Source organism: Pseudomonas sp. MF08875 (genome assembly GCF_059862525.1).
The window spans coordinates 22,439-48,546 of sequence record NZ_JCBCUW010000030.1 but is presented as its reverse complement, the minus strand read 5'-3'; the positions used below and the strand labels follow the sequence as shown (position 1 = coordinate 48,546).

Sequence of the window (26,108 nt, the reverse complement as noted above, 5' to 3'; positions counted from 1 at the left end):
CAGCGCGCGGCCACCAGCACCGTGGAGACAGACAACGATGAACAGCTTCAACACCCTGCAACTGAGCCGCGACCCGCGCGGCTTTGCCACCCTGTGGCTGAACCGCGAGCAGAAAAACAACGCCTTCAACGCCGAAATGATCCGCGAACTGATCCTGGCCCTGGACCAGGTGCAAACCGACCCCAGCCTGCGCTTTTTGCTGCTGCGCGGGCGCGGCAAGCACTTCAGCGCCGGCGCCGACCTGGCCTGGATGCAGCAATCGGCCGAACTGGACTACAACACCAACCTGGACGACGCCCGGGAACTGGCGGAGCTGATGTACAACCTGGCCAAGCTGAAAATCCCCACCCTGGCGGTGGTTCAGGGCGCGGCGTTCGGCGGCGCGCTGGGCCTTATCAGCTGCTGCGACATGGCCATCGGTGCCGACGACGCGCAGTTCTGTCTTTCCGAAGTACGCATCGGCCTGGCCCCGGCGGTCATCAGCCCCTTCGTGGTGCAGGCCATCGGCGAACGCGCGGCGCGGCGCTATGCCCTCACCGCCGAGCGTTTCGACGGCCAGCGTGCGCGGGAAATCGGCCTGCTGTCCGACAGCTACCCGGCCACGGAGCTGGAGCAACGGGTCGAGCAATGGGTCGCCAACCTGCTGCTCAACAGCCCCGCCGCCATGCGGGCGAGCAAAGACCTGCTGCGTGAAGTGGGCAGCGGCGCCTCCACACCGGCCCTGCGCCGCTACTGCGAAAACGCCATCGCCCGTATCCGCGTCAGCCCCGAGGGCCAGGAAGGCCTGCGCGCCTTCCTGCAAAAACGTACGCCCAGCTGGCAAACCGACACCACCGCCCAGGAGCCCCGTTGATGAGCGCCCCCCGTATCACCACCGTGCTGGTGGCCAACCGCGGCGAAATCGCCTGCCGGGTCATGCGTACCGCCAAGGCCATGGGCCTGACCACCGTGGCCGTGCACAGCGCCACCGACCGCCAGGCGCGACACAGCCGCGAAGCGGACATTTGCGTTGACCTGGGCGGCAGCAAGGCCGCCGACAGCTACCTGCAAATCGACAAACTGATCGCCGCCGCCCAGGCCAGCGGCGCCCAGGCGATTCACCCCGGCTACGGCTTTCTCTCGGAAAACGCCGGGTTCGCCCGCGCCATCGAGGCCGCCGGGTTGATCTTCCTCGGCCCGCCCGCCTCCGCCATCGACGCCATGGGCAGCAAGTCCGCGGCCAAGGCCCTGATGGAAACCGCGGGCGTGCCCCTGGTGCCCGGCTACCACGGCGCCGAGCAAGACCTGGAAACCTTCCGCCTCGCCTGCGAGCGCATCGGCTACCCGGTGCTGCTCAAGGCCACGGCGGGCGGCGGCGGCAAAGGCATGAAAGTGGTCGAGCACGTCGGCGAACTGGCCCAAGCCCTGGCCTCGGCGCAGCGCGAAGCACTGTCGTCGTTCGGCGACTCGCGCATGCTGGTGGAAAAGTACCTGCTCAAACCGCGCCACGTGGAAATCCAGGTGTTCGCCGACCAGCACGGCCACTGCCTGTACCTCAACGAGCGCGACTGCTCGATCCAGCGTCGCCACCAGAAAGTCGTCGAGGAAGCCCCGGCCCCCGGCCTGAGCCCAGCCCAGCGCCAGGCCATGGGCGAATCCGCCGTGCGCGCCGCACAAGCCATCGGCTACGTGGGCGCGGGCACCGTGGAATTTTTGCTCGATGCCCGCGGCGAATTCTTCTTTATGGAGATGAACACTCGCTTGCAGGTCGAACACCCGGTCACCGAAGCCATCACCGGCCTGGACCTGGTAGCGTGGCAGATCCGCGTCGCCCAGGGCGAGGCGCTGCCCATGACCCAGGCCCAAGTGCCCCTGCACGGCCATGCCATCGAAGTGCGGCTGTACGCCGAAGACCCCGGCCACGACTTTCTTCCGGCCGCCGGGCGCCTGGCGCTGTACCGCGAATCCGCGCCGGGCCCGGGGCGGCGCGTGGACAGCGGCGTGGCACAGGGCGATGTGATTTCACCGTTCTACGACCCCATGCTGGGCAAGCTCATCGCCTGGGGCGAAAACCGCGAACAGGCGCGCCTGCGCTTGCTGGCCATGCTCGATGAGTTCGCCATCGGCGGGCTGAAAACCAATATCGGCTTTTTGCGGCGCATCATCGCCCACCCGGCCTTCGCCGAGGCGCAGCTGGACACCGGGTTCATCCCGCGCCACCAGGCGCAACTGCTGCCAGCACCAGGCGAACTCAGCGACGAGTTCTGGGAAGCCGCCGCCCAGGCATTTATCCAGAGCCAACCGGCCCTTCAGCGTGACGATGAGCGCGATTCGCCCTGGGCGGCCACCACCGGCCTGCGCTTGGGCTTGGCGGCCCAAACCAGCCTGCACCTGAGCTGCGAGGAACAGGACCGCGCCGTCAACCTCGCGCCCGACGGCGCCGAACTGCACGGCGAATACCTGCACCGCACCCAGCAGGGCGTGCGCCGCCAGCACCGGGCCATCCGCCAGGGCGACAGCCTGTACCTGCACTGGGGCGGCGAACTCCACTGCATCAAAGCCTACGACCCCATTGCTGCCGCCGACGCCAGCCACAGCCAACAGGGCGGGCTGACGGCCCCAATGAACGGCAGCATCGTGCGGGTGCTGGTGGAAGTCGGCCAACAGGTAGAAGCCGGGGCGCAACTGGTGGTGCTCGAAGCGATGAAAATGGAACACAGCATCCGCGCGCCCGAGGCCGGTGTGGTCAAGGCGTTGTTCTGTGCTGAAGGGGAAATGGTCAGCGAAGGCAGTGCGCTGGTGGAGCTGGAGTGACCGCGAAAAACCACGGCCCGGTGTCAGGCACCGGGCCGTGGGCTGTCAGAATTTGGCAGTGGCCTGCATGACGACGCCGATGATCCGGCATTCTTCGCTGTACAGCGCCTTGGGGTACGTCGGGTTGAGCGGCACCAGGTAACGCTGGCCGCCCTCCTCGATCAACTTGCGGAAGGTCGCCTCAGCGCTGCCCGGCCAACGGGCGATCACCAGTTTGCCCGGCACCGCCTCCACCGCCGGGTCCACCAGAATCAACATGCCCTCGGCAACGCTCAAACCGCTGGGGGCGGTCATGGCATCGCCAATGACCCGTAGCCAGAACGCCGCGCCCTGGGCGTGGTAATCGGTCAATTCATAACGATTGGGGTTGTACGCCCCGGGTGGGGATTCGCGCGTCTGGCAAGGGTCTTTCCAGTCGCTTACCGGGTAGCGGAAGTACGGGTTGTACTTTTCTGCCAGGGTCAAACCGTAGGCCTCGTCTTCGCCATCCAGCGTCTGTTGTGTGGCTGGCTCGCGGATCACCAGCGCCACTTCGAGAAACCCCAGGCCCAGTTCCTCGAGCACACGGTTCATGTCGGTGATTTTCGGCTCGCGACGTTTGTTGAGCCAATGGCCCACGCCACCTTGGGACATGCCCAGGCGTTCTGCGAGTTTCTCTTGAGTGATTTTAAGCTCACTCATTTTGGCCTTGACCAATTCGATCCATTTATCCATGGCCGGAACAATACTTTGTGTACTCGGGCCCTCAATACACATATTGTAGTATTTAATTTTTCGGAATAAATACGTGATGTACTAACTTTACCGGTGACTCATTTCAATACGTACCGGAGTACCCGCCCCATGACAATACCCAACGACGACCCACTGGACATGGACCTACGCCCCGTCGCCGCGTCCAATAAAGACTGCACCGCCGCCCAGCGCGCCCTGGATTATTACTTGAAACCAACTGTTTCAGTGGGCAGCGCCGACGCGCCGGCCCTCGAGGATTCGCTGTTCGAGGTCAAGGCTGGCATCAGCGGCGAAGAAGCGATGATCCACGCCTCGGACCTGCTGCGCTGTGCCGCGGCCGCAGCCTACGAATCGGCAGGCAGCCTCAACGGCACGCCCAGGGACCTGGCGTTCTCGGTGGTCTACATGATTGATCTGGCCAAGGCCATGGTCGACAGGTCCCTGAACGGGAACCGGACCGCATGAACAGCACGCGCAATCAGCGTGAGGTTCCAGGTGTGCGGGGGTAGCGAGAAGGCGCCAGAAAATAATTTCGGCAAAGCACAGAAAGTCATTTGACTTTCAAATGATAATGATTATTATTGCAGCAACTGATCGCGAGATCAGTGATAGACCAAGTGACCTTAGGTCGGTCGCCTGGGCTATCTCCTCATCAGGCTAATCACGGTTTTTGACCCGGCTCTTTGGCCGGGTCTTTTTTTTGCCAGTTTTCTGGCTTGCGCTTCAGGCTAATGAAGACGGTGGGCAGTGGTCACTGCCTCTGAATGGCCGCGATGATAGCAAAAGAATATCGCGTTGCAAGGCTGCGGCGGCATGTATCCCTATTTAGCACTTGAGAATCAATCGCATAAACCCTAAGCTTGCCCAGCGTCAAGGATGACGCCCCCTTCCCCATTTCCCTGATCTACCCCCCTGTTTTTCCCGGCCCCGGGTGTAAAGTAGCCGCCACAACAATCATATTCAGGGACCCAGACTATGACCGTGGCGCACCGCAGTTTTCAGATCACCGACGCTTTCGACAGCGGCAATATCAAGGTGCTGGACACCAGCAACCCACTCCAAGTACTGCTGGAGATCAAGCCCGACACCCACAGCCAGCACTTTCAATGGTTCCACTTCAAGGTCAGCGGCCTGCATGTGGGCCAAGAGCATTGGTTTCGTCTGGGCAACGCCAGCAAGTCCTTCTTCAACAAGGCGTGGGACGGCTATCAGGCAGTGGCGTCCTACGATCACGTCAACTGGTTCCGCGTACCCACCATCTTCGAAGGCGACACCCTGCGCTTCAGCCTCGAGGCCGAGCACACCCACGCCTGGTTCGCCTACTTCGAGCCCTACAGCCGTGCCCGCCACGACTGGTTGATCGACCACGCCCTGACCAAAGCCGGCACCGAACTGCTGGCCACCGGCAAAAGCGTCGAGGGCCGCGACATCCCGTTGCTACGTAAGGGCAGCGGCGCCGAAGGCCGGCGCAAGGTCTGGATCATTGCCCAACAACACCCCGGCGAGCACATGGCCGAATGGTTCATGGAAGGCGTGATCGAGCGCCTGTGCCGTCACGACGACACCATCCTGGAAAAACTCCTGGCCGGCGCCGACCTGTACCTGGTGCCGAACATGAACCCTGACGGCGCCTTCCACGGCCATTTGCGCACCAACGCCAAGGGCCAGGACCTCAATCGGGCGTGGCAGAACGCCAGCGAAGAACTGAGCCCGGAAGTGTTCTTCGTCCAGCAGCAAATGAAGCTGCATGGTGTTGACCTGTTCCTCGACATCCACGGCGACGAGGAAATCCCCTACGTGTTCACCGCCGGTTGCGAAGGCAACCCCGGCTACACACCACGCATCGAAGCCCTGGAAAAGCATTTTCGCGAGCACCTCAAAGGCCTCACCAAAGACTTCCAGAGCAAACACGGCTACACCCGCGACCTGCCCGGCCAGGCCAACATGACCCTGGCGTGCAACAGCGTTGGCCAGGCCTTTGACTGCCTGTCCCTGACCCTGGAAATGCCGTTCAAGGACAACAACGATGCGCCGAACCCAATCACCGGTTGGTCAGGCAAGCGTTCGATGCAACTGGGCAAAGACGTGTTGAGCACCGTGGCCGCGCTGGTGGGCACCCTGCGCTAAGGCGCATCAACGGCAATGGGCCAAGCGTTCTGCCAGGGCCTTGGCCTGAATCGCCACATCCGTCACCGCCGTGCTTTCCCACCACATACCTCGCAGAGGCGGGCCCAGGGCGAACAGGCACTGGGCCACCTGGCCCTGGGCGTCGATCAGCGCACCGCCCGGGTCGGCAGCGATCCCCAGCGCCAGAGGGCCAGGCTGGATCAGGCCGCTGGCCAGCAATTGCTGGGGCAGCGGCTTGGCCACCCGGCGCCAGTCGTATTCGATGCCGCTGGAGTTAATCAGCGCTGCCCCGCACACCACTTCGCTCTGGGCCTGGCCGCGGCGGCGCAGGCGGATGCACACCTGGCCCGATGGCGCGGGCTCCAGGCCCTGGAAGGACGCGGCGTGGATGCGCAGTCGCCCTTGCTGATGCAAGCGTGCCACCAGGGCCGCACTCAGCGGTGGCGAACGGTGGTGATGGCTTTCCCACCAGGGCCGCACATGGCGCACGAATTGGCGGCGCTGGGCATCACTGGCCTGGCTCCACAGGCGCGGGATATGGCTGCGCACCGTGTCCAACGGCGCTTGCCAGTCCACCCCCTGCTGTTGGGCCGCGCGGCATTGGCGACGCAGTTCGCGCAGCAGTTGACGGGGGCTGCGCAGGCTTAGGTCCTGGGCGAGGAAGTCCACCCAGGCCGGGGGCTGACGGCGCACATGGGGCAACAGGCCATGACGGGAAAACACCTCGATGGGCCCGCGGTGCCCGGCTTGCTCCAGCGACACCAGCGCATCGACCATGGTCAACCCGGAGCCGATTATCAGCACCGGCGCCTGGGGGGCCAGGCGCGCCATGGCGGCCACGTCCCATGGGTCGAGGGCCGTCGCGTTGACACCAGTGGCGTGAATTTGGGGCGTGTGGGCCGCGGCAAACATGCCGGTGGCCAACACCGCCACATCCCCCTGCAAGCACTGGCCATCTGCCAGTTGCACCTGCACACCTGGGCCATCGGGGCTTACCCGCACCGCTTCGCCACGGATGTGCTCGACGCTGGAGCCCTGAGGCTCGCCCACAGCTTGCGCCTCGGCCAAACGCTGCTGCACGTACAAACCGAAAAGGCCCCGGGGCGGGAACAACTCGCTGACCGACACCCGTTGCTCATGGGCCTCGGGCCAGCCGCCGCCGTCGATGAACTCGCTCAGCCATTGGCTCAGGTCATCGGCGTTGTCCGGGTCAACGCTCATGCGCGCCGCGTTGCCGTTAAGGGTGTGGCCCAACTCCACCGCGCTATAGGCCTCGCCCCGCCCTAGTTCGGCGCGGGGTTCGATAACCCGCACCCGCCGGCGCCCCGGCAGGCGCATCAACTGCGCCGCCAGCAGGGTACCGCTCAGGCCGCCGCCGACAATCAGGATATCTGTGTGCCCTGCCCGATCGCTCATGCCGTTCTCTCTGTGGTTATCCATTGCGCCCACCCTCTTGGCGTGAATCATAAACCGGGGCACGCATCTTAATTTCACAAGCAGTACTAAAGGCCAGTATTGCACCGCCACCTGCGTCTATAAAAACAAGGGCGGGGTTGTTATTCGCCCTGAACTAAACAGGCCATGGGCCCCGTTTTAATGGGGTTATACGGGTAACAGGCTTGTATTGATTCGGACGAATAGAGGCACAAATCCTCCAGTCTTCCGACGAAAAAACCTACCATCATCATCATTTCCTACACAAAAAACACGACAACCTTACAAGTCATGAAAATGTTGCCGACATTAATTTATTTTTCGCCTGAGTACAGTTCCGCCGCTGCAAATACGGAACACAACAACTCTGGAGCTTTACAATGAAAAAACTGTGGATGCCCGCACTGGTTGTCGCTGCACTTATCACCACCAGTGGTTGCACAAGTCATAACATCAATCAACCAACGGCTCCCCTAGTTGGCCAAGTAGATGCCAAGTTGAAGGCCGATGTTAAAGTCGGCGAAAAAATCACTGGCCAGTCCTCCACCAACATCCTGTTCGGATGGCTGCAAGTGGGCGGCGACAGCCAGTTCGCCGATGGCGTTGGCTACGGTGGCAGCAGCGGCTCGGGTTTCAGCCTGCTGGACCCAGTGGCGTCGGCCAAAGCCGCAGCGGCTTACAAGGCTGTAAAAAGCTCCGGTTCGGACCTGATTGTTGCACCGCGTTATGAAGTCAATGTCGCCGACTACTTCATCTTCAAGAAAGTGGACGTGACCGTTACCGGCAACAAAGGCACCATCAATAACATTCGCTGAAACGCGTAATGCTTTGGTTCTCCAGAAATAACACCCGGTGTTTCCCCAGGCATCGGCAACTCCTTCAAGTAGCGCTCACTCCCACTCTTGATAAGGGGCTGCTTTAGGTGTTGTTTCTGGACTTCCACACTAGCGAGGCCTGGCCTCGCTAGTGCTTTTTAGATCACCACATTTCGCACAAACCGCACCGGCCCAGGCCCGTCATTGCGATAAGCATGGGGTTGATGGCTGGCAAACATATAGAACTCTCCCGTACCAATCCGCTGGTCGCCCCCGGTCAACTCCAGGGTCAGGCACCCCTCAAACACATAGAACTGCTCGCTCCAGCCAACGGCATCCGGTTGCGAGGGATAGCGCTCGCCCGCCTCCAGGCGCCATTCCCACAGTTCCACTTCCCGCGTGGCGCTGGCCTTGGACAGCAGTACCGCTTTACTACCGGCAATTTCGCCGACCCAGGCCAACTCATCGATGCGGCTCGGGTCGCGGGCATCAGGGGCTTGGATCAGGTCGCTGAACACCACGTCCAACGCCTCGGCGACCCGGTCCAGGGTGGTCAGGCTGACATTCTTTTCGCCGGCCTCAATGGCCACCAGCATGCGCCGGCTCACCCCGGACTTTTCCGACAGCGCACTCTGACTGAGCCGGGCGGCATGGCGCAGGCGCCGTACGTTCTGGCTGACATGTTGTAGGACCGAAGTACGGGGGGCGGTTTCTTTGTGCACTATATTGCTCACCAAATGGCGTTGGGCAGTATACTGCCCAACATTTCGCGCATTGTGCGTCTCACTCCAGGTGTGTGCAAGGTCATGACATCAGCGAAACCCTCGTCTTCCTCCCCTCTGTTCTCGCGGTTCAGCAAAGCCGAGTGCGTACTGGTGTTTATCACCATGATTTGGGGCGGCACCTTTTTACTGGTGCAACATGCGATGACGGTCAGCGGCCCGATGTTTTTTGTCGGCCTACGCTTTGCCGCCGCCGCTGTCATCGTCGCGCTGTTCTCGGCCCGCAGCCTGCGCGGGCTGACGTTTTTTGAGTTGCGCGCCGGAGCCTTTATCGGCGTGTCGATCATGCTCGGCTACGGCTTGCAAACCGTGGGCCTGCAAACCATCCCCAGCAGCCAATCGGCGTTCATCACGGCGCTCTATGTGCCTTTTGTGCCGCTGCTGCAATGGTTGGTGCTGGGGCGCCGCCCTGGGTTGATGCCGAGCATTGGCATCATGCTGGCCTTTACCGGGTTGATGCTGTTATCGGGGCCAGCAGGTGCTTCGTTGAATTTCAGCAGCGGCGAAATTGTCACCCTTATCAGCGCCGTGGCGATTGCTGCGGAAATCATCCTCATCAGCACCTATGCCGGGCAAGTGGATGTGCGCCGGGTCACCTTGGTGCAACTGGCCACTGCCTCGGTGCTGGCCTTTGTGATGATTGTGCCCACCGGCGAGGCGATTCCGTCGTTTTCCTGGCTGCTCCTGGCCAGCGCCGTGGGCCTGGGCGCGGCGAGTGCGGCGATCCAGGTGGCAATGAATTGGGCGCAGAAGAGCGTTTCACCCACTCGGGCCACCCTGATTTACGCCGGTGAACCGGTGTGGGCCGGCATCGCCGGGCGCCTGGCGGGGGAGCGCTTGCCTGCCATCGCCCTGTTCGGCGCGGCACTGATCGTGGTCGCGGTGATCGTCAGCGAACTCAAAACCAAGGGCCAACGCAACACCCCGCCCGGACCGCAAGAAACCCTGGAAAACGAATTGCAGCCCTGACTCCTGTAGTAAGCGGGCTCGCCCGCGCTCAGGCGCGTAGCGACCGTAAATAGGCCGCGCGGCCACTCTATTAGGGCTGCTGCGCAACCCAGCGCGGGCAAGCCCCCTTGCTACTGGGTTGGAGCAACATGGAATCGGTTTTTTCCATACACTCTGTAGGATTCTGCCACAGCTTGGCGGTTGGTGATCTGGGGCACGGCATGTATGATCCTTCGCAAACTTCCGCAGATTAGAAGCCTATGTCCCTGATAGTTCTACTGCTTCTGCCCTTTATAGGCAGCTGTCTAGCGGCCCTGCTGCCGCACAACGCACGCAACACCGAATCCCTGTTGGCCGGCCTCGTTGCCCTGGCCGGCACTATTCAAGTCGCCCTGCTCTACCCGCAAATCGCCGATGGCGGCGTGATCCGTGAGGAATTTTTCTGGTTGCCCAGCCTGGGGCTGAATTTTGTCCTGCGCATGGACGGTTTCGCCTGGCTGTTTTCCTTGCTGGTGTTGGGCATCGGCACCTTGGTGTCGTTGTATGCGCGCTACTACATGTCACCGGACGACCCGGTGCCGCGTTTCTTCGCGTTTTTTCTGGCGTTCATGGGCGCCATGTTGGGCCTGGTGATTTCCGGCAACCTAATCCAGATCGTATTTTTCTGGGAACTGACCAGCCTGTTTTCGTTCCTGTTAATCGGCTATTGGCACCACCGTTCCGACGCCCGCCGCGGTGCCTATATGGCGCTGATGGTGACGGGCGCGGGCGGTTTATGCCTGTTGGCGGGGGTAATGCTGCTCGGCCATGTCGTAGGCAGCTATGACCTGGACAAGGTCTTGGCGGCCGGTGATCTGATCCGCGCCCATGCCCTCTACCCCGTTTTACTGCCCCTGATCCTGATCGGTGCGCTGAGCAAGAGCGCGCAGTTTCCCTTCCATTTCTGGCTGCCCCACGCCATGGCCGCGCCGACGCCGGTGTCGGCTTACTTGCATTCGGCAACCATGGTCAAGGCCGGTGTGTTCCTGCTGGCGCGGCTGTGGCCCGCGCTGTCAGGCAGTGAGCAATGGTTCTACATCGTCAGCGGCGCCGGCGCCTGCACCCTGTTGCTGGGTGCCTACTGCGCGATGTTCCAGAACGACCTCAAGGGCCTGCTGGCCTATTCCACCATCAGCCACTTGGGGCTGATTACCCTGCTGCTAGGCCTCAACAGCCCGCTGGCGGCGGTGGCGGCGGTGTTCCACATTCTCAACCACGCCACGTTCAAGGCCTCGCTGTTCATGGCCGCCGGGATCATCGACCACGAAAGCGGCACCCGGGACATCCGCAAGCTCAGCGGCCTGATAAAACTGATTCCATTCACCGCCACCCTGGCCATGGTGGCCAGTGCCTCGATGGCTGGCGTGCCGCTGCTCAACGGTTTCCTGTCTAAGGAGATGTTCTTCGCCGAGACGGTGTTCATCTCCGCCACCGCGTGGGTGGAAACCGCGCTGCCGGTGATCGCGACCATTGCCGGTACGTTCAGCGTCGCCTATTCCCTGCGCTTCACCGTGGACGTGTTCTTCGGCCCGCCTGCCACCGACCTGCCCCATACACCCCACGAACCGCCGCGTTGGATGCGTGCGCCGGTGGAGTTGCTGGTGTTTACCTGCCTGTTGGTGGGGATTTTTCCGGCACAAATGGTCGGTTCGCTGCTGGCCGCTGCGGCACTGCCGGTGGTGGGCGGCACCTTGCCCCAGTACAGCCTGGCCATCTGGCACGGCTGGAACGCGCCGATGATTATGAGCCTGATCGCCATGACCGGCGGCATCGTGCTGTACCTGGTGCTGCGCAATCAGTTGCGCCACGGCCGCTTCGCCCATGCGCCGCTTATCAACCGTTTTAACGGCAAGCGCCTGTTCGAGCGTGGCCTGGTCATCATGATGCGTTGGGCCCGGCGCCTGGAGCGCTTCATCAGCACCCGGCGCTTGCAGACCCAGTTGTTTTGGCTGGTGCTGGCGGCGGTGCTGGCCGGCCTGATCCCCATGCTCCACAGTTCCCTGAGCTGGGGCGACCGGCCGAAGATCCCCGGTTCCATCGTGTTCGTCACCCTCTGGCTGCTGGCTATCGCCTGCGCCCTCGGCGCCGCGTGGCAGGCCAAGTACCACCGGCTCGCGGCCCTGACCATGGTCAGCGTCTGCGGCCTGATGACCTGCGTGACCTTCGTCTGGTTCTCCGCGCCAGACCTGGCCCTGACCCAGTTGGTGGTTGAGGTGGTGACCACGGTGCTGATCCTGCTGGGCCTGCGCTGGTTGCCACGGCGCATCGAAGAGGTCTCGCCATTGCCCAGCAGCCTGCGCAAGGCACGGATGCGGCGCCTGCGCGATTTGCTGCTGTCCACAGTGGTCGGCGGCGGCATGGCGTTGTTGTCCTACGCGATGCTGACGCGCCAGACCCCCAACGACATTTCCTCCTTCTACCTCAGCCGCGCCCTGCCTGAAGGCGGCGGCAGCAATGTGGTGAATGTGATGCTGGTGGATTTCCGGGGTTTCGACACCCTGGGCGAAATCACCGTGCTGGCCGCCGTGGCGCTTACCGTCTACGCCCTGCTGCGCCGCTTCCGCCCACCCAAGGAGAGCATGCAGCTCCCCGCCCAGCAGCGCCTACTGGCGCCGGACGTGGTCACCGACCTGGTCAACCCACGCCAGGCCAGCGACACCGCGCTGGGCTTCATGATGGTGCCGGCGGTGCTGGTACGCCTGCTGCTGCCGATTGCCCTGGTGGTGTCGTTCTACCTGTTCATGCGCGGGCACAACCAACCTGGCGGTGGTTTTGTCGCCGGGCTGGTGATGTCGGTGGCGTTCATCCTGCAGTACATGGTCGCCGGCACGCAGTGGGTCGAGGCGCAGATGAGCCTGCGCCCCATGCGCTGGATGGGCACCGGGCTGCTGTTCGCCAGCGTCACGGGGTTGGGCGCCATGGCGGCGGGCTATCCGTTCCTGACCACCCACACCTGGCACTTTGCACTGCCGCTTTTGGGGGATATCCATATCGCCAGCGCGCTGTTCTTCGATGTGGGCGTGTACGCGGTGGTGGTCGGCTCCACCCTGTTGATTCTCACTGCCCTGGCGCACCAATCGGTGCGTGGCCACAAGCCTGGCATCCCATCCAAACCCGTCCTCGCGCCTGGAGCCGCCTAATGGAAGAAGTCATTGCAATTGCCATTGGGGTGCTCGCCGCGTCCGGCGTCTGGCTGGTGCTGCGGCCACGGACGTTCCAAGTGGTGATGGGCCTGTGCCTGCTGTCTTATGGGGTCAACCTGTTCATTTTCAGCATGGGCAGCCTGTTTATCGGCAAGGAGCCGATCATCAAGGACGGCGTGCCGCAGGATTTGCTCAACTACACCGACCCGTTGCCCCAGGCCCTGGTGCTTACGGCCATCGTCATCAGTTTCGCCATGACCGCCCTGTTCCTGGTGGTCTTGCTGGCCTCCCGGGGCTTGACCGGCACCGACCATGTCGATGGCCGGGAGCCTAAAGAATGAACGGGATGACCCACCTGATCGCTGCCCCCATCCTGTTGCCGCTGCTCACCGCCGCGTTGATGCTGATGCTGGGCGAGAAGCGGCGCCCGCTCAAGGCGCGCCTGAACCTGTTCTCCAGCATTCTGGGGCTGGGCATCTCCATCGCCCTGCTGCAATGGACGATACGCACCGAGGTGCCCGGCGCCATCGGCGTCTACCTGCCGGGCAACTGGCAAGTGCCCTTCGGCATCGTGCTGGTGGTCGATCGTCTGTCGGCACTGATGCTGGTGCTGACCGGGATCATCGGCGTGTGCGCCCTGCTGTTTGCGATGGCGCGCTGGGACCGTGCCGGTTCGAGCTTCCACGCCTTGTTCCAGATCCAGTTGATGGGCCTGTATGGCGCGTTCCTCACGGCGGATCTGTTCAACCTGTTCGTGTTCTTCGAGGTACTGTTGGCCGCCTCCTACGGCTTGATGCTCCATGGCTCTGGGCGCCCGCGGGTGTCGGCGGGCCTGCACTACATCTCGATCAACCTGCTGGCCTCTTCGCTGTTTCTGATTGGCGCGGCGCTGATTTATGGGGTGACCGGCACCCTGAACATGGCCGACCTGGCGCTGAAGATTCCCCTGGTGCCCGAGGCCGATCGCGGCCTGCTGCACGCCGGTGCGGGAATCCTGGCCGTGGCGTTTCTGGCCAAGGCCGGGATGTGGCCGCTGAATTTCTGGCTGGTGCCGGCCTACTCCGCCGCCAGCGCACCGGTGGCGGCAATGTTCGCGATCATGACCAAGGTTGGCGTGTACACCTTGCTGCGCCTGTGGACCTTGCTGTTTTCCGGGCAGGCCGGCGCCTCGGCGTACTTTGGCGGCGATTGGCTGATCTACGGGGGTATGGCCACCATTGTCTGCGCCGCCCTGGCGATTCTCGCCGCCCAGCGCCTGGAGCGCATGGCCAGCCTGAGCATCCTCGTCTCCGCCGGGATCCTGCTGTGCGCCGTCGGTTTCGCCCAGCCCAGCCTGGTTGCAGCGGCGCTGTTCTACCTGGTCAGCTCGACCCTGGCCTTGAGCGCACTGTTCTTGCTGGCCGAGTTGATCGAGCGCTGCCGTTCGGTCCATGAATCGGCATTGGAAGACGAGGCCGAAGCCCTGCCGCGCATCCCGGCATCGGCGCAACCGATCAAGGGCACCAACCTCGATGACGATCAAAAAGCCGTAGTCGGCCAGGTAATCCCCTGGACCATGGCGTTCCTGGGCCTGAGCTTCATCGCCTGCGCGCTGCTGATTATCGGCATGCCGCCACTGTCGGGGTTTATCGGCAAGCTGAGCCTGATGAGCGCCCTGCTCAACCCCATGGGCCTGGGCGCCGACAGCGACGCGCCGATCCCGGGCGCGGCCTGGGGCCTGCTGGCGCTGCTGATTCTCTCGGGGTTGGCGTCGTTGATTGCCTTCTCGCGCCTGGGCATCCAGCGCTTCTGGACCCCCGAAGAACGCCCCTCGCCGTTGCTGCATCGCCTGGAGTGCGTGCCCATCATCTTGCTGGTGGGCCTGAGCATCGGTATGACCTTCAAGGCCGAGCCGCTGCTGCGCTACACCCAGGCCGCCGCGCAGAGCCTGAATAACCCCGAGCAATACGTGATGGCCGTGCTCGGCACCCGGGCAGTTCCCAGCCCCGAAGCCCGTGCCGCAGGCGCGCAGGTGCAACCATGAAACGTCTGTTCCCGGCTCCCTGGCTGTCCCTGGCGCTCTGGCTGTTGTGGCTGGTGCTGAACCTGTCCTTGAGCGCTGGCAATCTGCTGCTCGGCGCGCTCCTGGGGCTTGTCGCACCCTTGATGATGCGGCCGTTGCGGCCGCTGCCAATCCGCATCCGCCGCCCCGGTGTGATCCTGCGCCTGGTCCTGCGGGTGGGCCAGGATGTGCTGGTGTCCAACTTGTTGGTGGCGTGGGGCGTGCTCAGGGCCGGGCGCTGCCCGCCGCGCTCGCGCTTTGTCAAAGTGCCGCTGCAACTGCGCGACGCCAATGGCCTGGCCGCGCTGTCGATGATTACCACGGTGGTGCCCGGCACGGTGTGGTCGGAACTGGCCCTGGACCGCAGCGTACTGCTGCTGCACGTGTTCGACCTGGATGACGAAGCGCAGTTTATCCAGCATTTCAAGGCGGCCTATGAGCGGCCATTGATGGAGATCTTTGAATGAGCCCCCTGCTCGCCAACGCGATACTCGTGAGCCTGTTCATTTTTTCCCTGGCCATGGTCCTGACCCTGGTGCGCCTGTTCCAGGGCCCCTCGGCCCAGGACCGGGTTCTGGCGCTGGACTACCTGTACATCATCGCCATGCTGATGATGCTGGTGCTGGGCATCCGCTACGCCAGTGACACCTACTTCGAGGCCGCGCTGCTGATCGCCCTGCTGGGTTTTGTCGGCTCGTTTGCCTTGGCCAAGTTCCTGCTGCGCGGCGAGGTGATCGAATGAACAGCGTCAGCCAATTGTCGATCTGGATCGAACTACCGGTGGGCATCCTCTTGGTGCTCAGCAGCCTGTTCACCCTGGCAGGCGCCTGGGGCATGGTGCGCATGAAGGACTTCTTCCAGCGCATGCACCCGCCGGCCCTGGCCTCCACACTCGGGGCGTGGACCGTGGCGCTGGCCTCGATCCTCTACTTTTCGGCGCTCAAGGAAGGCCCCGTGCTGCATGCCTGGCTGATCCCGATCCTGCTGTCGATCACCATGCCGGTGACCACCCTGCTGCTGGCCCGGGCGGGTCTGTTCCGCAAGCGCATGGCCGGCGACGACGTGCCGGCGGAAATCAGCAGCCGCCGCACCGATGGCGGCAATTAACCCCAGGCCACTGCCAGCAAGCCCAGGCCCAGCAACACGCACAGCGGCGAGTAGGCCCAGGTATCGCGGCGGGCAAAGGTGGAACCGCGGATACGCTTGAAAAAACCCACGGCCTTGAAATCGCCAATGGCCCGCAGGAACATCCCCAGGGCCACCGCACTGAGAAACCACTGCAAGGCCCCATGGGTGATGGCCGGCAAGCCCAGGCCGGCGCGCAGGCACACCAGGGTGGCAATCACCCACAGCACCACCGCCACCTTGAACGTGCCCGCAGGCGTGGGCACGAATGCCGGGCGCATTTCCCCGGTTTTGCCCGGCACCTTGGGCACCGCCGCATCACACCCCGCCTTGCCGCCCAGCGACCAATAGACGTGAACCAGGCTGAGCACGGCGAACACCGCCGCCAACGTGTAGGCAATCAAAAGCGTCATGAACCGTCTTCCTTGCGATCAAGAGGAAGCAAAGCATGCCTGCGCGCGGGGGATTTTGTAAGGCTCAGTTGCCGGCGCTGGCCTGCAATTGCGCCAGTTCCCGGCGCACCATGTTCGCGTAGGCCGGCGGGCGCAGGCTGTAGAGCTGGGCGGCGACCCAGTTCAGCCATGCAGCCTGCAGGGTGGCCTTTTGCGCGAAGAGTTGCTGCGCCTGGGCCTTGGCGCTGGCCTCATGCTCACGGTGAAAGTCGGCACGCCCAGGGAGTGTCACTCGCTGGCCTTGAAGGTCAGTTCGCCCTTGCGCCATTTGGCGGCTTTGGCCGTGGCGGCCTTGAGGGACTTGGTAAGGCCTTCGCTCAGTTGTTGGTGGGCGGCGAACACCGTCACCACGCTCTGCCCTTCCTTGAACACGATGCCGTGACCGTCGGCGGTGGTAACAAAGGCGTAGTCACCCAGGCCATAAACCGTGAGCTTGATTTCGCGGAACTTGATTTCCAGCTTGCCGCCTTCACGGCTGGGCAACACCGCGGCGCGAAAATGATCGCCGACCTTGAGTTCCAGCCCAGGCTTGTCATCGACTACCAGCGCGGTTTCGGTGTCGAGTTCGGCAATGTAAATGCCTTCGGCGGTTTGTTCGGTGATGTAAACAAAACGTGATTGAAACTGTTTGACCAGTTTTGCGCGTAAATCGCCGAGCACGAACAACGCGTGCATATCCAGATTACTTACTGCCAAGGAGACGTCCCCGAATATAAAAATGACTCCGCCTGCGCGAACGGCAGACAGCACAAAAAAACGACCAGGTCGACAGTGTCACCCTATGGGCTAAGGCTCATCCCCCTGAGAACCGGCCCAGGAAGCCTAACGGAGCGAGGTCGATACTGCGCGCTTAAGCAGTCATCAGGCCTTGTAGGAATTCACCCCTATAGCGTCCAGAAAAAAATGGACTATCGATCCTGGGGAAAAACCGCGACAAAAAAAGCACTTTTCCGGCAGAAGGCATGCAAAAAAATGCCTTAGATAAAAGGCAGCCGCTGCGCAAAGAACGCAATTCTAGAGCAGCGACGCTGACCGAAACCAGCTATTCAACGAATTTACGCCGGTACGAACCGAGAAAAGGACTTCCCATGCACACTTTCCAACCTTGCGCGCAACACCCCCTCACCCGCATCGGCAATCAGGTGCCCAGCGCCAGTACCACAGACTTTTCTGCCCAGCCGGAGCGCGAATATATACCTTTGCTGCGTTATCAAGTGATACCTGCAGGTAAGAATTTTTTCCATATCCAGGAGATATCCACGGGTCGGATACGAGGATTCCGACGTCTTCATCGTGAGGCTTGTGCTCTGGCCCGGCATTTGGAAGAACTTATCTGACGTCTACACAGCCCCGACAGCCCTGTTGTTTTGTCGTCCCCCTGACTTAACTCAGCTACCGCCGGGCAACAACTGCCATACTGCCCCGATTCTTGAGGGGGGCCTGCCAGCCACCCCTCAAAACCCACAATAATTTCCAGGGGAACGCGCTACGTGACGGAATTTGATATCGGTGAGTTTTTCATCCATGGCGAGGCCAGGGAAGTGGAAGGCGAATTCCAGGCAGTGATCGTGATGCGCGCCAAGCCGCCGCTGAAAACCGTGACTTGCCATCAGGTCGAGAAAGATCGCTGGTTCAAGACCGCCGAAGTCGCCGCCGTGGCCGCGCGGGAAGCGGCGCTGTCACTCAAGGCCGCCGTTGACCAGGGTGCGTTGAACGCCTGATACCGAGCGCCGGGCCTTCAGAATGCGCCCGGCAGACCGATACAGCAGGCGAGCCCCCGTTTAAGAGCATCATGATGATTAACTTGAATCCGCCCGCTCGCCTGCCCGAGACCCTCGCCCCTACGGCGCCCGTCTTCCAGGAAGCCGCTCCTCTGAACGCCAGAATGCCCAGCACCTCAGCCCCCAGCTCGGGCAGCACCCTGGAAGCGAAGAAAGAGCGGGTCAAGCAGCTGAAAAAACAGATCGAGCAACTGCAACAGAAGTTGCGCCGCGCCACTGCCCGCGCGGCGGCGGTGAAAAGTGCCCGCTACACCTCGCAAACCGCTCGGATGCAGGCCGTGTCCGCAGCCCAGGCCAAGGTGCTGGCCTTGAGCAGCGCAATCACCCTGGCCACCACGGCCCTGCTCCAGGCTGAAATCAGCCTGATCGGCACCGTAGACACCTCGGCCTGAAGCCTCAGCGCGGCGCCTCGGGTTTGTAGCCCAGGCGCAAGCCGCCCCAATGCCGGCCCTTGAGCATGATCGGCACTGACAGGTCGTGCATCAGTTCGCCAGTATCGCGGGTGTAGGTCTGCAACAGCACAGCCTGCTCATGGCTACCGCAACGGATGCCGGTGCGGTCGGCGAATTTGCGCTTGGTGCGGTTGCCCACCGCGTCCACCTGCTGGTCGCCCGTCAGCGGTTGGCTGAACACCTTGTTGTGGGTCGGCACATAGCCCTGTTGAGTGCAGGCGATGGCAAACACCAGGCCATCGTGGCGCGGCAGCAGCGACTCCTGGATCGGCGGCAGGACCTGATCGGTGTAGCGGTCGAAGCGGGTCTGGTATTTGGTGGGCGAGGTGTTGGGAATGGCCTGGTAATGGCGGTCGAACAAATCGTCGAGGCTGATGCGGCCCTGGTCGATGTCCGCCTCGAACTGCTCGGCAATTCGGCTCGCGCCTTCGCGGGCCAGGTCGTAGACACGCTGGTGGTAGTCATCCAAGCCCACTTCCGCCAGGCGTTCGCTGATGGTTTCGGCCTGGCCTTCCATCTGCACCGCCGCCACGGCCAGGTTTTGCGTTTGCTGGTCGCTGATGGCCAGGTCGCTGCGCATCTGCTCCACGGCGTGGAACAGGCTGTCGAGTTGCTCGCGGTTGGTTTGCGCGCCCTTGGCGATGTCGCTGACCTGATCCTCCACCCCCGCCGCAAGGCGCGCGATGTGGTCCAGGGACTGGCCGGTGAGCTCCACCTGCTCCACGCCGGTGTTGAGGTCGGTGGACAACTGGCGGATCTGCTCCACCACTTGGGCCGTGCGCTGCTGGATATCGGCCACCATCACCCCGACCTCATCGGTGGCCGTGGCAGTACGCCCGGCCAAACCGCGCACCTCGTCCGCTACCACGGCAAAGCCGCGCCCGTGTTCGCCGGCCCGTGCCGCCTCGATAGCCGCGTTGAGGGCCAGCAGGTTGGTCTGGTTGGCGATGGACTGGATCACCAGGGTCACCCGCTGGATTTCCTCGCTGCGCACGCTCAGGGCCTCGATCAACTGGCGGCTGTCGCTGGCGCGCTGGCTAAGCAGGTGCATGCGGCTGATGGACTCGGCCAGCACCGCCCGCCCCTGGGCGCTGCTCTGGTGCGCCTCGCTGGCCGCGCTCAGGGCCTGGAGGCTGAGTTGGGAGGTGGTTTTCTCGGTGTCGATCATCACCTCGGCGCTGCCGACGATGCGGTCGGCGGCATCCAGTTGCGACTGCAACTTGCCCGCCAGTTGCTTGACCGCATAGGCCACGCCAGCGGCAGACAGTGCGTTATGGCTGGTGGTGTAAGACAGGTCTCGCGTCAGTGCGGCCATGTTTGTGTCCGCTTGTGGCTCGACGTCCTCGGTGGCCTTGCGCAAGCGCAGGCGCGGCAGCCAGACGATCACTATGGCCAGCGGCAGGCACAGGTAGGCAGGCCAGCCACCCAGGGCCATGGCGGCGAACAACGCAGTGAGGCCCAGGCTTTGCAGGGTCGGCGCCCACCAGCGCGCCGGGGAGCGGGCCTTGGAAGGCTGGACCAGGGATCCATCTCTTGTCATGTCTATTATCCCGCTGCTTTTTATTGTGTCCGGATTAAACGCCACTATCAGGCCATTATCCATGGTCCCTTAGTCGTGGGTTTGCAGCAGATCAATACAAGTGCGTGGCGCGGGATGCAACCGTCGCCCGCGCGGCGGGCAAAGGCTGGCAGAACGGGGATCAGGCTTGACGCTGGTGCTTGTCGATTTGCTCGTGGCGCTCTTGCGCTTCGATGCAGTACTTGGTGGTCGGGCTAATCAGCAGGCGCTTGAGGCCGATCGGCTCGCCGCTGTCGTCGCACCAGCCAAAGGTATCGTCGGCGATCCGGCCCAGGGCCATTTCCAACTGCGGCAGCATGCGCTGGTCGCGGTCGATGACGTTCACCAGCCAGTGACGTTCTTCCTCGACCGACGCCGCGTCAGCCGGGTCGGCCGGGGTGTCCAGGCTTTCAATGGCAATGCGGCTCTGCTCGATACGCTCGTGGGTTTCGACCTTCATGCCCTGCAACAGCTCGGTGAAGAAAGCCAGTTGCTCGGCATTCATGTAGTCATCCGCCGGCATGGCCAGCAACTTATCCTTTGTCATTGATTTCTCTATAAAAAATACGTGCATTAAGGCGAATAAGGGAGCGTTCCGCTCGACCTCTGCAGGCCATCGCAAAGGCGCCATACATTCCAAGCGCCACCCGGCACTCAATTTACGAGGGGCGGCAGTCTAAGGCCGACTTGAGGGCGCAGCAACTGAAATGACAGCGAATGTGTCCTACAACAGCGTTTCAGTGCGCTGGCGCAGGGTTTGGGCGGTCATCGGAGTGCGTTTATAGCAATAAATTCAATGATTCGGGGCGCCAGGCAAGACAAACCGCTATCGCAAACCCCCCCTGCTGGCTTACTTTCAGGCACAAAAAATCGCTTTCACACTGGCCGATACTCCGGGGGCTTACTTACGTTTGTAGCTTTTATTACCCGCAGGTGTCAGGCAGTACACACCGCCTCGCGGCCCGGTGCAGAAGCTGCCCGTGCCACAGGCACAGCCCTCGGCGTCTTGCACCAGAGTGTTGGCCCGGGTCGCGGTACTGCCGCCGTATCGGGCCGAGCAACTTCTTTTTGAAGCACTGATGGAGCCGTCGTTGCACAGAAACAGCTCGCCATCGCAGCGGTCAATACCGCCTTTCTTGCCCGAACATGGCGTGTTGCCGGCCCAGGCATCGGCGCTGATGAGCAACGACAAAGCGACCACAAGTAACGGCATCCAGCCACGGCATTTGAGTGCGCCCACGGTTCAACATCCTTTTTGAGAGATGGCCTAATGATATCAGCGTTTTTTCGCCCCACGGGGGTTTAACCGATGAGCCGCGTGCTCATCATCGACAGCGACACGGCTACGGCCCGGCAACTGGGCGCCGTGCTCCAGAGCCTTGGCCTTGAATGGGATTGGCGCAGCGACCCGCGCGAAGGCCTCGAGTGCGCGGTGGGCGGCCAGTATGCGCTCATCATCCTCGCCCCCTCCCCGGCAGGCCTGGATGCGGCAGCCATGGCCAGCACCCTGCGCGCCCTCGGCGTATTGACGCCGCAGTGGGTGTTGGACAACCCGCCACCAGCGCCTGCGGACTTGCTCGCCGGCGTGCGCCGTTTACTGCAAGCGCGGCCCGCAGGGCCTGGGGAGCGGCTGCGCCTGGCCAACCTGGAACTGGACTTGCGCCAACGCCAGGCCCACCGCGCAGGCCAACTGCTGGCCCTGCAACCTACCGAATACAAAGTATTGGAATGCCTGATGCGCCACAGCGGCACCCTGCTCTCACGCCAGCGAATTTTTGAAACCGTGTGGGGGTATCGCTTCGACCCGGGCACCAACCTGATCGACGTGCATATCGCACGTCTACGCCGCAAGGTCGATAGGCCGGGGCAGATTGCGTTGATCCGCACCGTGCACGGGCGCGGGTACTTAATGGTGGCGCCCGCCTGAGTCGCCTCCGGCTCCTTTTAACCGCAGGCCCAGGCCTGACATGGCTACATCGCCGCGAGGCCGTTGCTTTGCAGCTCGTAGCGCAGTTCTTCGATCAGGGCATCGACGTCCCGAGAGGTCATCAAGCGCTCCAGGCGCAGCCCTGTCACCACCAGGTCCACACGATCACTGTAGGGGTCATAGATACGCACGGTCAGCGACGGTCCCGGATGCACATCGCACTCACAAGCCAGGGGCTCGAAACTGCGGGCCAGGGTTTCACGCAACGCGGCAAGAGCAGTCAATGGCGAACCCTCGGCAGGGGCGCCGTCAACGTCCATTGGCACAGGCCCGCGTGGCGCGGGAGGCAGGTTTGTTGGTACATGGCCTTTCCTTTTATGGCTTCGAATCGACGACGACACCCCCATGGGCGGTGTCGCCAGCCCAAAGATTAGGAAACGCTCACGCCAGGCAACAGCCGAATTTGCACTGCTTGTACTAGTGCATTTGCACCCAGGGCTTATTTGCTGCCGCGCCGTTCGCCGGCGAACAGGCCGCGCTCACGGGCCCAGACAATCGCCTCGCTGCGGCTGTGCACGTCGAGTTTGGAGTACACCGTGGCCACGTGATTGCGCACGGTGTTGGGCGCCAGGCCCAGGCGTGCGGCCACTTCTTTATCGGCCAGGCCTTCGCAGATCAAGCGCAGCACATCGCGCTCGCGGGCCGTGAGGTCGGTGAAGGACACACTCGAAGGTGTGGCCGAGCGCACGCTCTTCACGTTGGCGAGTTTTTCGATCAGGGTCTGGCTGAACCACGAGGCATCCTGCATCACCTCTTCAATGGCGGCCACCAGCTCAAGCTCGGTGCGCTTGCGCTCGGTGATATTCATCAGCACCAGCAAGTAACAGGCGCTGTCGTGGATGCTGACCGTGTCCGCCGACACCACGCAATCGATCAACCCGGCCTGTTTGCTGCGGATCTTCAGGTCATGGCCCTCGACACTGCCGTTTTTTTGCAACTGGGCGAACAGCCGCGAGCAGGCTTGCTGGTCGTCGATCACACCTATTTCGTCCACGGTTTTACCCAGCAACTCCTGCGCGCTGTAACCGGTAATGGTGAGGAAGGCTTCGTTGACGTCCAGCAGGCACTGGTCCTCGGCGCGGCACACCAGGGTCGGCACGGGCGTGAGGCGAAACGACTTGGCAAAGCGCTCCTCGCTTTGGCGCAATGCCAGTTCGGCGCGGCGCCGCGGCTCCAAGTCCATAAAGGAAAACAGCATGCAGTCCTGGCCGTTCAAATCCAGCGGCTGGCCCGCGACGATCACCAGTTTGCTGCTGCCATCGGGCAGGCGCAGCTCGGCCTGCATCTGCGGGATGGTCGCGCCGCGGCTCAGGCGTTCGACGGCCAGGTCCTTGTCGTCGGCGCCTTCAAGCACATCCAGTTCATACACCGAGCAGCCGATTACCTGGTCGCGGCCGTAGCCGGTCATCTCCACAAAGCCCTGGTTGACCTTGAGGTAGCGCAAGTCGCTGAGGCGGCAGATCACCGCCGGCGCGGGGTTGGCGTTGAAGGTTTTCTCGAAACGCTGCTCGGCGCTGGCCCACTCGGTGGCGTCGCTTAGGATCAGCACCAAAGACTCCGGCTCGCCGCTGCGATCGGTGAGGATCATGCTGCGGATGCGATGCACCCATGTGCGCTCGGGCGTGGCGCGGCGCACCACTTCCACCAACAGGTCGCTGAACACTTCGCCCTTGGCGACGCGGCTGATGGGGTAGTTGTCGACGGACAGAGGGTGGTTGTTGCGATAGCGCAGGGCGAAATGCCGGGCGTACTCGCGGGCATTGGCACCCAACTCGCTGACCTGGCTGACGCCGTGCATGGCCAGCGCAGCGTCATTGGCCCAGAGGATGCTCTGGTCGGTTTCCATCAGGATCACGCCGTCCGACAGGCCGGAAATGATCTGTTGCAACTGGCGGCGCGTGGTTTCGGTGGCTAGAACATCCCGGCTCATGGCATCTCCTCAAAGTGCATGAAGAGTACGACCGCGGGCGGTGGCGATCGTGCGCCTGACGTTTGTAGCAAGCGGGCGAGCCCGCTTGCTACAACAACGGCATCAGGCGCTGCTGGTTTGCGCGTTGCTGGCCTTGGGGCTGCGCAGCGGCTCGGCGGTTTCTTCTACCAGGGAAATCTCGTTGCCTTCGGCATCGTGCAGCTTGCCGCCCTTGAAGTAGTCGCCCTCGCGCAGCGCCGCGATGTCCTGGAAGCACAGGCTGCGCTCGGTGCCGGCGACGAACACCGACTGCTGGTCGGAGTTGCCGGCCTTGAAGTGGTTGAAGGTCAGGTTCAGGACGATGGCCATGATCGCCGAGGAACTGATGCCGGAATGAAAAATGGTCGCAAACCAGCTCGGGAAGTGGTCGTAGAAGTTCGGCGCGGCGATGGGGATCATGCCAAAGCCAATGGAGGTGGCGACGATAATCAGGTTCATGTTGTTGCGGTAATCGACCTTGGACAGGCTGCGGATACCGCTGGCCGCCACGGTGCCGAACAGCACGATTCCGGCGCCGCCCAGTACCGAGGTGGGCACTGCGGCAATCACCCGGCCCATCACCGGCAACAGGCCGAGGATCACCAGGATCAAGCCGCCGGTGGCCACCACATAGCGGCTCTTGACCCCGGTCACCGCCACTAGGCCCACGTTCTGGGCGAACGCGCTCTGGGTGAACGACCCGAACACCGGGGCGAACATGCTCGACAGCATGTCGGCGCGCAGGCCATTGCCCAGGCGCTTGGAATCGACCTTGGTGTTGATGATTTCACCCACGGCCAGGATATCGGCGCTGGTTTCCACCAGCGTCACCATGACCACGATGCACATGGACAGGATGGCCGCCACATGGAACGTGGGCATGCCGAAGTGGAACGGCGTGGGGAAACCAAACATCGGGCCCTGGGTGACGGTGGAGAAATCCGCCATGCCCAGCGCCACGGCAATCAGGGTGCCGATGACCATCGCCAGCAGGATCGACAGGCGGGAAATGGTGGCGCTGCCGATTTTGCTCAAGAACAGCACCAGCACCAGGGTGATGGCCGCCAGGCCGATGTTGGCCATGCTGCCGAAGTTTTCGGCGCGGCTGTTGCCGCCCATGGCCCAGCGTGCCGCCACGGGCATCAGCGTCAGGCCGATGGTGGTGATGACAATGCCGGTGACCAGGGGCGGAAAGAACTTGGTGATCCGCGAAAACACCGGGGTTATCAAGAGCCCGATCAACGACGCGACAATCACCGCCCCCAGGATCGCCTGGATACCGCCACCGCCATCGCTGCCGACAATCGCCACCATGGTCGCCACGCCGGCAAAGGACACGCCCTGCACCAGCGGCAACTGGCAACCGAAAAACGGCAGGCCCAGGGTTTGCAGCAGCGTCGCCAAGCCGCCGGCGAACAGCGACGCGGCGATCAGCAGGCCGATGTCCGCCGGCGAGAGCCCGGCCGCCTGGCCGACGATCAGTGGCACGGCCACGATCCCCCCGTACATGGTCAACACGTGTTGCAGGCCATAGGCCATGTTGGCGCCCACGCCCAGGTTCTCGTCTTCGGGCCGCTGCGGTGAAACAGGAGGGGTATTCATGGTGTGAGGGTTCTCTCTGTTTTTTGTTATGGCGCCACTGTATGCAACATTCAGAACAACTGTCTATAGAGTTGTATACAATTTGTCGCGCCATCGCCTTGACCCTGGCACCAAACCTGTGATCCAGAGCCTGCGACCACCGATCCGCCAACGGATCTCGTGCCGGTCGAAACCGACCAGCGGTCAGCCTGTGCAAACCCCTTGCCAGCCTACGCCTGGGAGGAAGCGGGCCAGCCTGCGCGGGGGTGCGCAGCAGCTTTAAAACAGGGGTTAGCCGCAAGCCGAATGGCGGCCGCTACGCAGCCGGGCGCGGGCGATCCCGCTTGCTACAGGAAGACCTGTACGC

The 26,108-nt window shown here is 62.8% G+C and carries 28 protein-coding genes; 16 read left to right on the top strand and 12 right to left on the bottom strand.

Annotated features, from left to right (window positions below; translation table 11 throughout):
- Positions 1–37: 37 nt before the first annotated feature.
- Together AC19YT_RS17985 and AC19YT_RS17980 are read left to right on the top strand one after the other, a co-directional pair.
- Positions 38–853, top strand: a complete 816-nt coding sequence (locus AC19YT_RS17985) for a gamma-carboxygeranoyl-CoA hydratase (RefSeq protein WP_500599084.1) — start codon at positions 38–40, stop codon at positions 851–853.
- The gene (locus AC19YT_RS17980) at positions 853–2,793 is read left to right on the top strand and encodes an acetyl/propionyl/methylcrotonyl-CoA carboxylase subunit alpha (RefSeq protein WP_095110003.1); all 1,941 of its coding nucleotides are present in this window, start codon (positions 853–855) and stop codon (positions 2,791–2,793) included. Before AC19YT_RS17985 ends, AC19YT_RS17980 begins: the two co-directional genes overlap by 1 nt.
- Before the next feature lie 45 nt (positions 2,794–2,838).
- On the opposite strand, the gene AC19YT_RS17975 is transcribed toward AC19YT_RS17980, so the two are convergent.
- Positions 2,839–3,507 carry a LexA family protein gene (locus AC19YT_RS17975; protein ID WP_095110004.1) on the bottom strand — a complete coding sequence of 223 codons (669 nt, stop codon included), beginning with the start codon at positions 3,505–3,507 and terminating at the stop codon, positions 2,839–2,841.
- A gap of 129 nt (positions 3,508–3,636) precedes the next feature.
- On the opposite strand from AC19YT_RS17975, the gene AC19YT_RS17970 reads away from it, so the two are divergent.
- Positions 3,637–3,993, top strand: a complete 357-nt coding sequence (locus AC19YT_RS17970; protein WP_500610742.1) for a DUF6124 family protein — start codon at positions 3,637–3,639, stop codon at positions 3,991–3,993.
- A gap of 510 nt (positions 3,994–4,503) precedes the next feature.
- On the top strand, positions 4,504–5,655 hold the full coding sequence (locus AC19YT_RS17965) for a M14 family metallopeptidase (RefSeq protein ID WP_500610741.1): 1,152 nt from the start codon (positions 4,504–4,506) through the stop codon (positions 5,653–5,655).
- Positions 5,656–5,661: 6 nt separating this feature from the next.
- Here AC19YT_RS17965 and AC19YT_RS17960 read toward each other — a convergent pair whose 3' ends face one another.
- A complete protein-coding gene (locus AC19YT_RS17960) occupies positions 5,662–7,095 on the bottom strand; it encodes an FAD/NAD(P)-binding protein (RefSeq protein ID WP_500610740.1) in 1,434 nt (477 codons plus the stop codon).
- A gap of 374 nt (positions 7,096–7,469) precedes the next feature.
- Here AC19YT_RS17960 and AC19YT_RS17955 point away from each other — a divergent pair, with 374 nt between their 5' ends.
- Positions 7,470–7,904, top strand: a complete 435-nt coding sequence (locus AC19YT_RS17955) for a hypothetical protein (protein WP_095110008.1) — start codon at positions 7,470–7,472, stop codon at positions 7,902–7,904.
- 158 nt (positions 7,905–8,062) lie between these two features.
- Here the strand turns inward: AC19YT_RS17955 and AC19YT_RS17950 are convergent, their stop codons facing one another.
- On the bottom strand, positions 8,063–8,626 hold the full coding sequence (locus tag AC19YT_RS17950; RefSeq protein WP_095110009.1) for a helix-turn-helix domain-containing protein: 564 nt from the start codon (positions 8,624–8,626) through the stop codon (positions 8,063–8,065).
- A 15-nt stretch (positions 8,627–8,641) separates the two neighbouring features.
- On the opposite strand from AC19YT_RS17950, the gene AC19YT_RS17945 reads away from it, so the two are divergent.
- From AC19YT_RS17945 to AC19YT_RS17915, 7 genes are all read left to right on the top strand, one after another.
- Positions 8,642–9,655: a DMT family transporter gene (locus AC19YT_RS17945; RefSeq protein WP_176465139.1), complete on the top strand. Its 1,014-nt coding sequence runs from the start codon at positions 8,642–8,644 to the stop codon at positions 9,653–9,655.
- 239 nt (positions 9,656–9,894) lie between these two features.
- A complete protein-coding gene (locus AC19YT_RS17940) occupies positions 9,895–12,813 on the top strand; it encodes a monovalent cation/H+ antiporter subunit A (RefSeq protein ID WP_500610739.1) in 2,919 nt (972 codons plus the stop codon).
- Complete coding sequence (locus tag AC19YT_RS17935; protein ID WP_005789164.1) at positions 12,813–13,157, top strand: Na+/H+ antiporter subunit C; 345 nt, start codon at positions 12,813–12,815, stop codon at positions 13,155–13,157. The genes AC19YT_RS17940 and AC19YT_RS17935 overlap by 1 nt, the downstream gene beginning before the upstream one ends.
- Complete coding sequence (locus tag AC19YT_RS17930; protein WP_500610738.1) at positions 13,154–14,839, top strand: monovalent cation/H+ antiporter subunit D; 1,686 nt, start codon at positions 13,154–13,156, stop codon at positions 14,837–14,839. The genes AC19YT_RS17935 and AC19YT_RS17930 overlap by 4 nt, the downstream gene beginning before the upstream one ends.
- On the top strand, positions 14,836–15,324 hold the full coding sequence (locus AC19YT_RS17925; RefSeq protein WP_500610737.1) for a Na+/H+ antiporter subunit E: 489 nt from the start codon (positions 14,836–14,838) through the stop codon (positions 15,322–15,324). The genes AC19YT_RS17930 and AC19YT_RS17925 overlap by 4 nt, the downstream gene beginning before the upstream one ends.
- On the top strand, positions 15,321–15,599 hold the full coding sequence (locus AC19YT_RS17920; RefSeq protein WP_095110015.1) for a K+/H+ antiporter subunit F: 279 nt from the start codon (positions 15,321–15,323) through the stop codon (positions 15,597–15,599). Before AC19YT_RS17925 ends, AC19YT_RS17920 begins: the two co-directional genes overlap by 4 nt.
- Positions 15,596–15,964: a Na+/H+ antiporter subunit G gene (locus AC19YT_RS17915; RefSeq protein ID WP_095110016.1), complete on the top strand. Its 369-nt coding sequence runs from the start codon at positions 15,596–15,598 to the stop codon at positions 15,962–15,964. Before AC19YT_RS17920 ends, AC19YT_RS17915 begins: the two co-directional genes overlap by 4 nt.
- On the opposite strand, the gene AC19YT_RS17910 is transcribed toward AC19YT_RS17915, so the two are convergent.
- The 3 genes from AC19YT_RS17910 to AC19YT_RS17900 form a co-directional block, all read right to left on the bottom strand.
- Complete coding sequence (locus AC19YT_RS17910) at positions 15,961–16,395, bottom strand: DUF3995 domain-containing protein (RefSeq protein ID WP_095110017.1); 435 nt, start codon at positions 16,393–16,395, stop codon at positions 15,961–15,963. The genes AC19YT_RS17915 and AC19YT_RS17910 overlap by 4 nt on opposite strands.
- Positions 16,396–16,459: 64 nt before the next feature.
- On the bottom strand, positions 16,460–16,666 hold the full coding sequence (locus AC19YT_RS17905) for a hypothetical protein (protein WP_500599072.1): 207 nt from the start codon (positions 16,664–16,666) through the stop codon (positions 16,460–16,462).
- Entirely contained in the window at positions 16,663–17,130 is a 468-nt protein-coding gene (locus AC19YT_RS17900) for a hypothetical protein (RefSeq protein ID WP_095110019.1), read from the bottom strand. The genes AC19YT_RS17905 and AC19YT_RS17900 overlap by 4 nt, the downstream gene beginning before the upstream one ends.
- Positions 17,131–17,522: 392 nt before the next feature.
- Between AC19YT_RS17900 and AC19YT_RS17895 the strand changes: the two genes are divergently transcribed.
- The 3 genes from AC19YT_RS17895 (at position 17,523) to AC19YT_RS17885 (ending at position 18,607) form a co-directional block, all read left to right on the top strand.
- Positions 17,523–17,771, top strand: a complete 249-nt coding sequence (locus AC19YT_RS17895; RefSeq protein WP_095110020.1) for a S1 domain-containing protein — start codon at positions 17,523–17,525, stop codon at positions 17,769–17,771.
- 153 nt (positions 17,772–17,924) lie between these two features.
- Positions 17,925–18,155, top strand: a complete 231-nt coding sequence (locus AC19YT_RS17890; RefSeq protein ID WP_095110022.1) for a hypothetical protein — start codon at positions 17,925–17,927, stop codon at positions 18,153–18,155.
- A gap of 71 nt (positions 18,156–18,226) precedes the next feature.
- Positions 18,227–18,607 carry a hypothetical protein gene (locus AC19YT_RS17885; protein WP_095110023.1) on the top strand — a complete coding sequence of 127 codons (381 nt, stop codon included), beginning with the start codon at positions 18,227–18,229 and terminating at the stop codon, positions 18,605–18,607.
- A 4-nt stretch (positions 18,608–18,611) separates the two neighbouring features.
- Here the strand turns inward: AC19YT_RS17885 and AC19YT_RS17880 are convergent, their stop codons facing one another.
- The 3 genes from AC19YT_RS17880 to AC19YT_RS17870 all read right to left on the bottom strand — a co-directional run bounded on the left by AC19YT_RS17880 (position 18,612) and on the right by AC19YT_RS17870 (position 21,438).
- The gene (locus AC19YT_RS17880) at positions 18,612–20,207 is read right to left on the bottom strand and encodes a methyl-accepting chemotaxis protein (protein ID WP_500599068.1); all 1,596 of its coding nucleotides are present in this window, start codon (positions 20,205–20,207) and stop codon (positions 18,612–18,614) included.
- Positions 20,208–20,367: 160 nt separating this feature from the next.
- Entirely contained in the window at positions 20,368–20,772 is a 405-nt protein-coding gene (locus AC19YT_RS17875; RefSeq protein WP_500599066.1) for a TraR/DksA family transcriptional regulator, read from the bottom strand.
- 354 nt (positions 20,773–21,126) lie between these two features.
- Entirely contained in the window at positions 21,127–21,438 is a 312-nt protein-coding gene (locus AC19YT_RS17870; protein WP_095110083.1) for a YdcA family protein, read from the bottom strand.
- Positions 21,439–21,534: 96 nt separating this feature from the next.
- On the opposite strand from AC19YT_RS17870, the gene AC19YT_RS17865 reads away from it, so the two are divergent.
- Entirely contained in the window at positions 21,535–22,152 is a 618-nt protein-coding gene (locus tag AC19YT_RS17865; protein WP_095110028.1) for a winged helix-turn-helix transcriptional regulator, read from the top strand.
- Between the two features lie 44 nt (positions 22,153–22,196).
- Here AC19YT_RS17865 and AC19YT_RS17860 read toward each other — a convergent pair whose 3' ends face one another.
- From AC19YT_RS17860 to AC19YT_RS17850, 3 genes are all read right to left on the bottom strand, one after another.
- The gene (locus AC19YT_RS17860) at positions 22,197–22,436 is read right to left on the bottom strand and encodes a DUF1652 domain-containing protein (protein WP_095110030.1); all 240 of its coding nucleotides are present in this window, start codon (positions 22,434–22,436) and stop codon (positions 22,197–22,199) included.
- 215 nt (positions 22,437–22,651) lie between these two features.
- Positions 22,652–24,142 (bottom strand): PAS domain S-box protein, encoded by a 1,491-nt coding sequence (locus tag AC19YT_RS17855; RefSeq protein WP_500610736.1) that lies wholly within the window; start codon positions 24,140–24,142, stop codon positions 22,652–22,654.
- A gap of 102 nt (positions 24,143–24,244) precedes the next feature.
- Complete coding sequence (locus AC19YT_RS17850) at positions 24,245–25,762, bottom strand: nucleobase:cation symporter-2 family protein (RefSeq protein WP_500599064.1); 1,518 nt, start codon at positions 25,760–25,762, stop codon at positions 24,245–24,247.
- Positions 25,763–26,108: the final 346 nt, after the last annotated feature.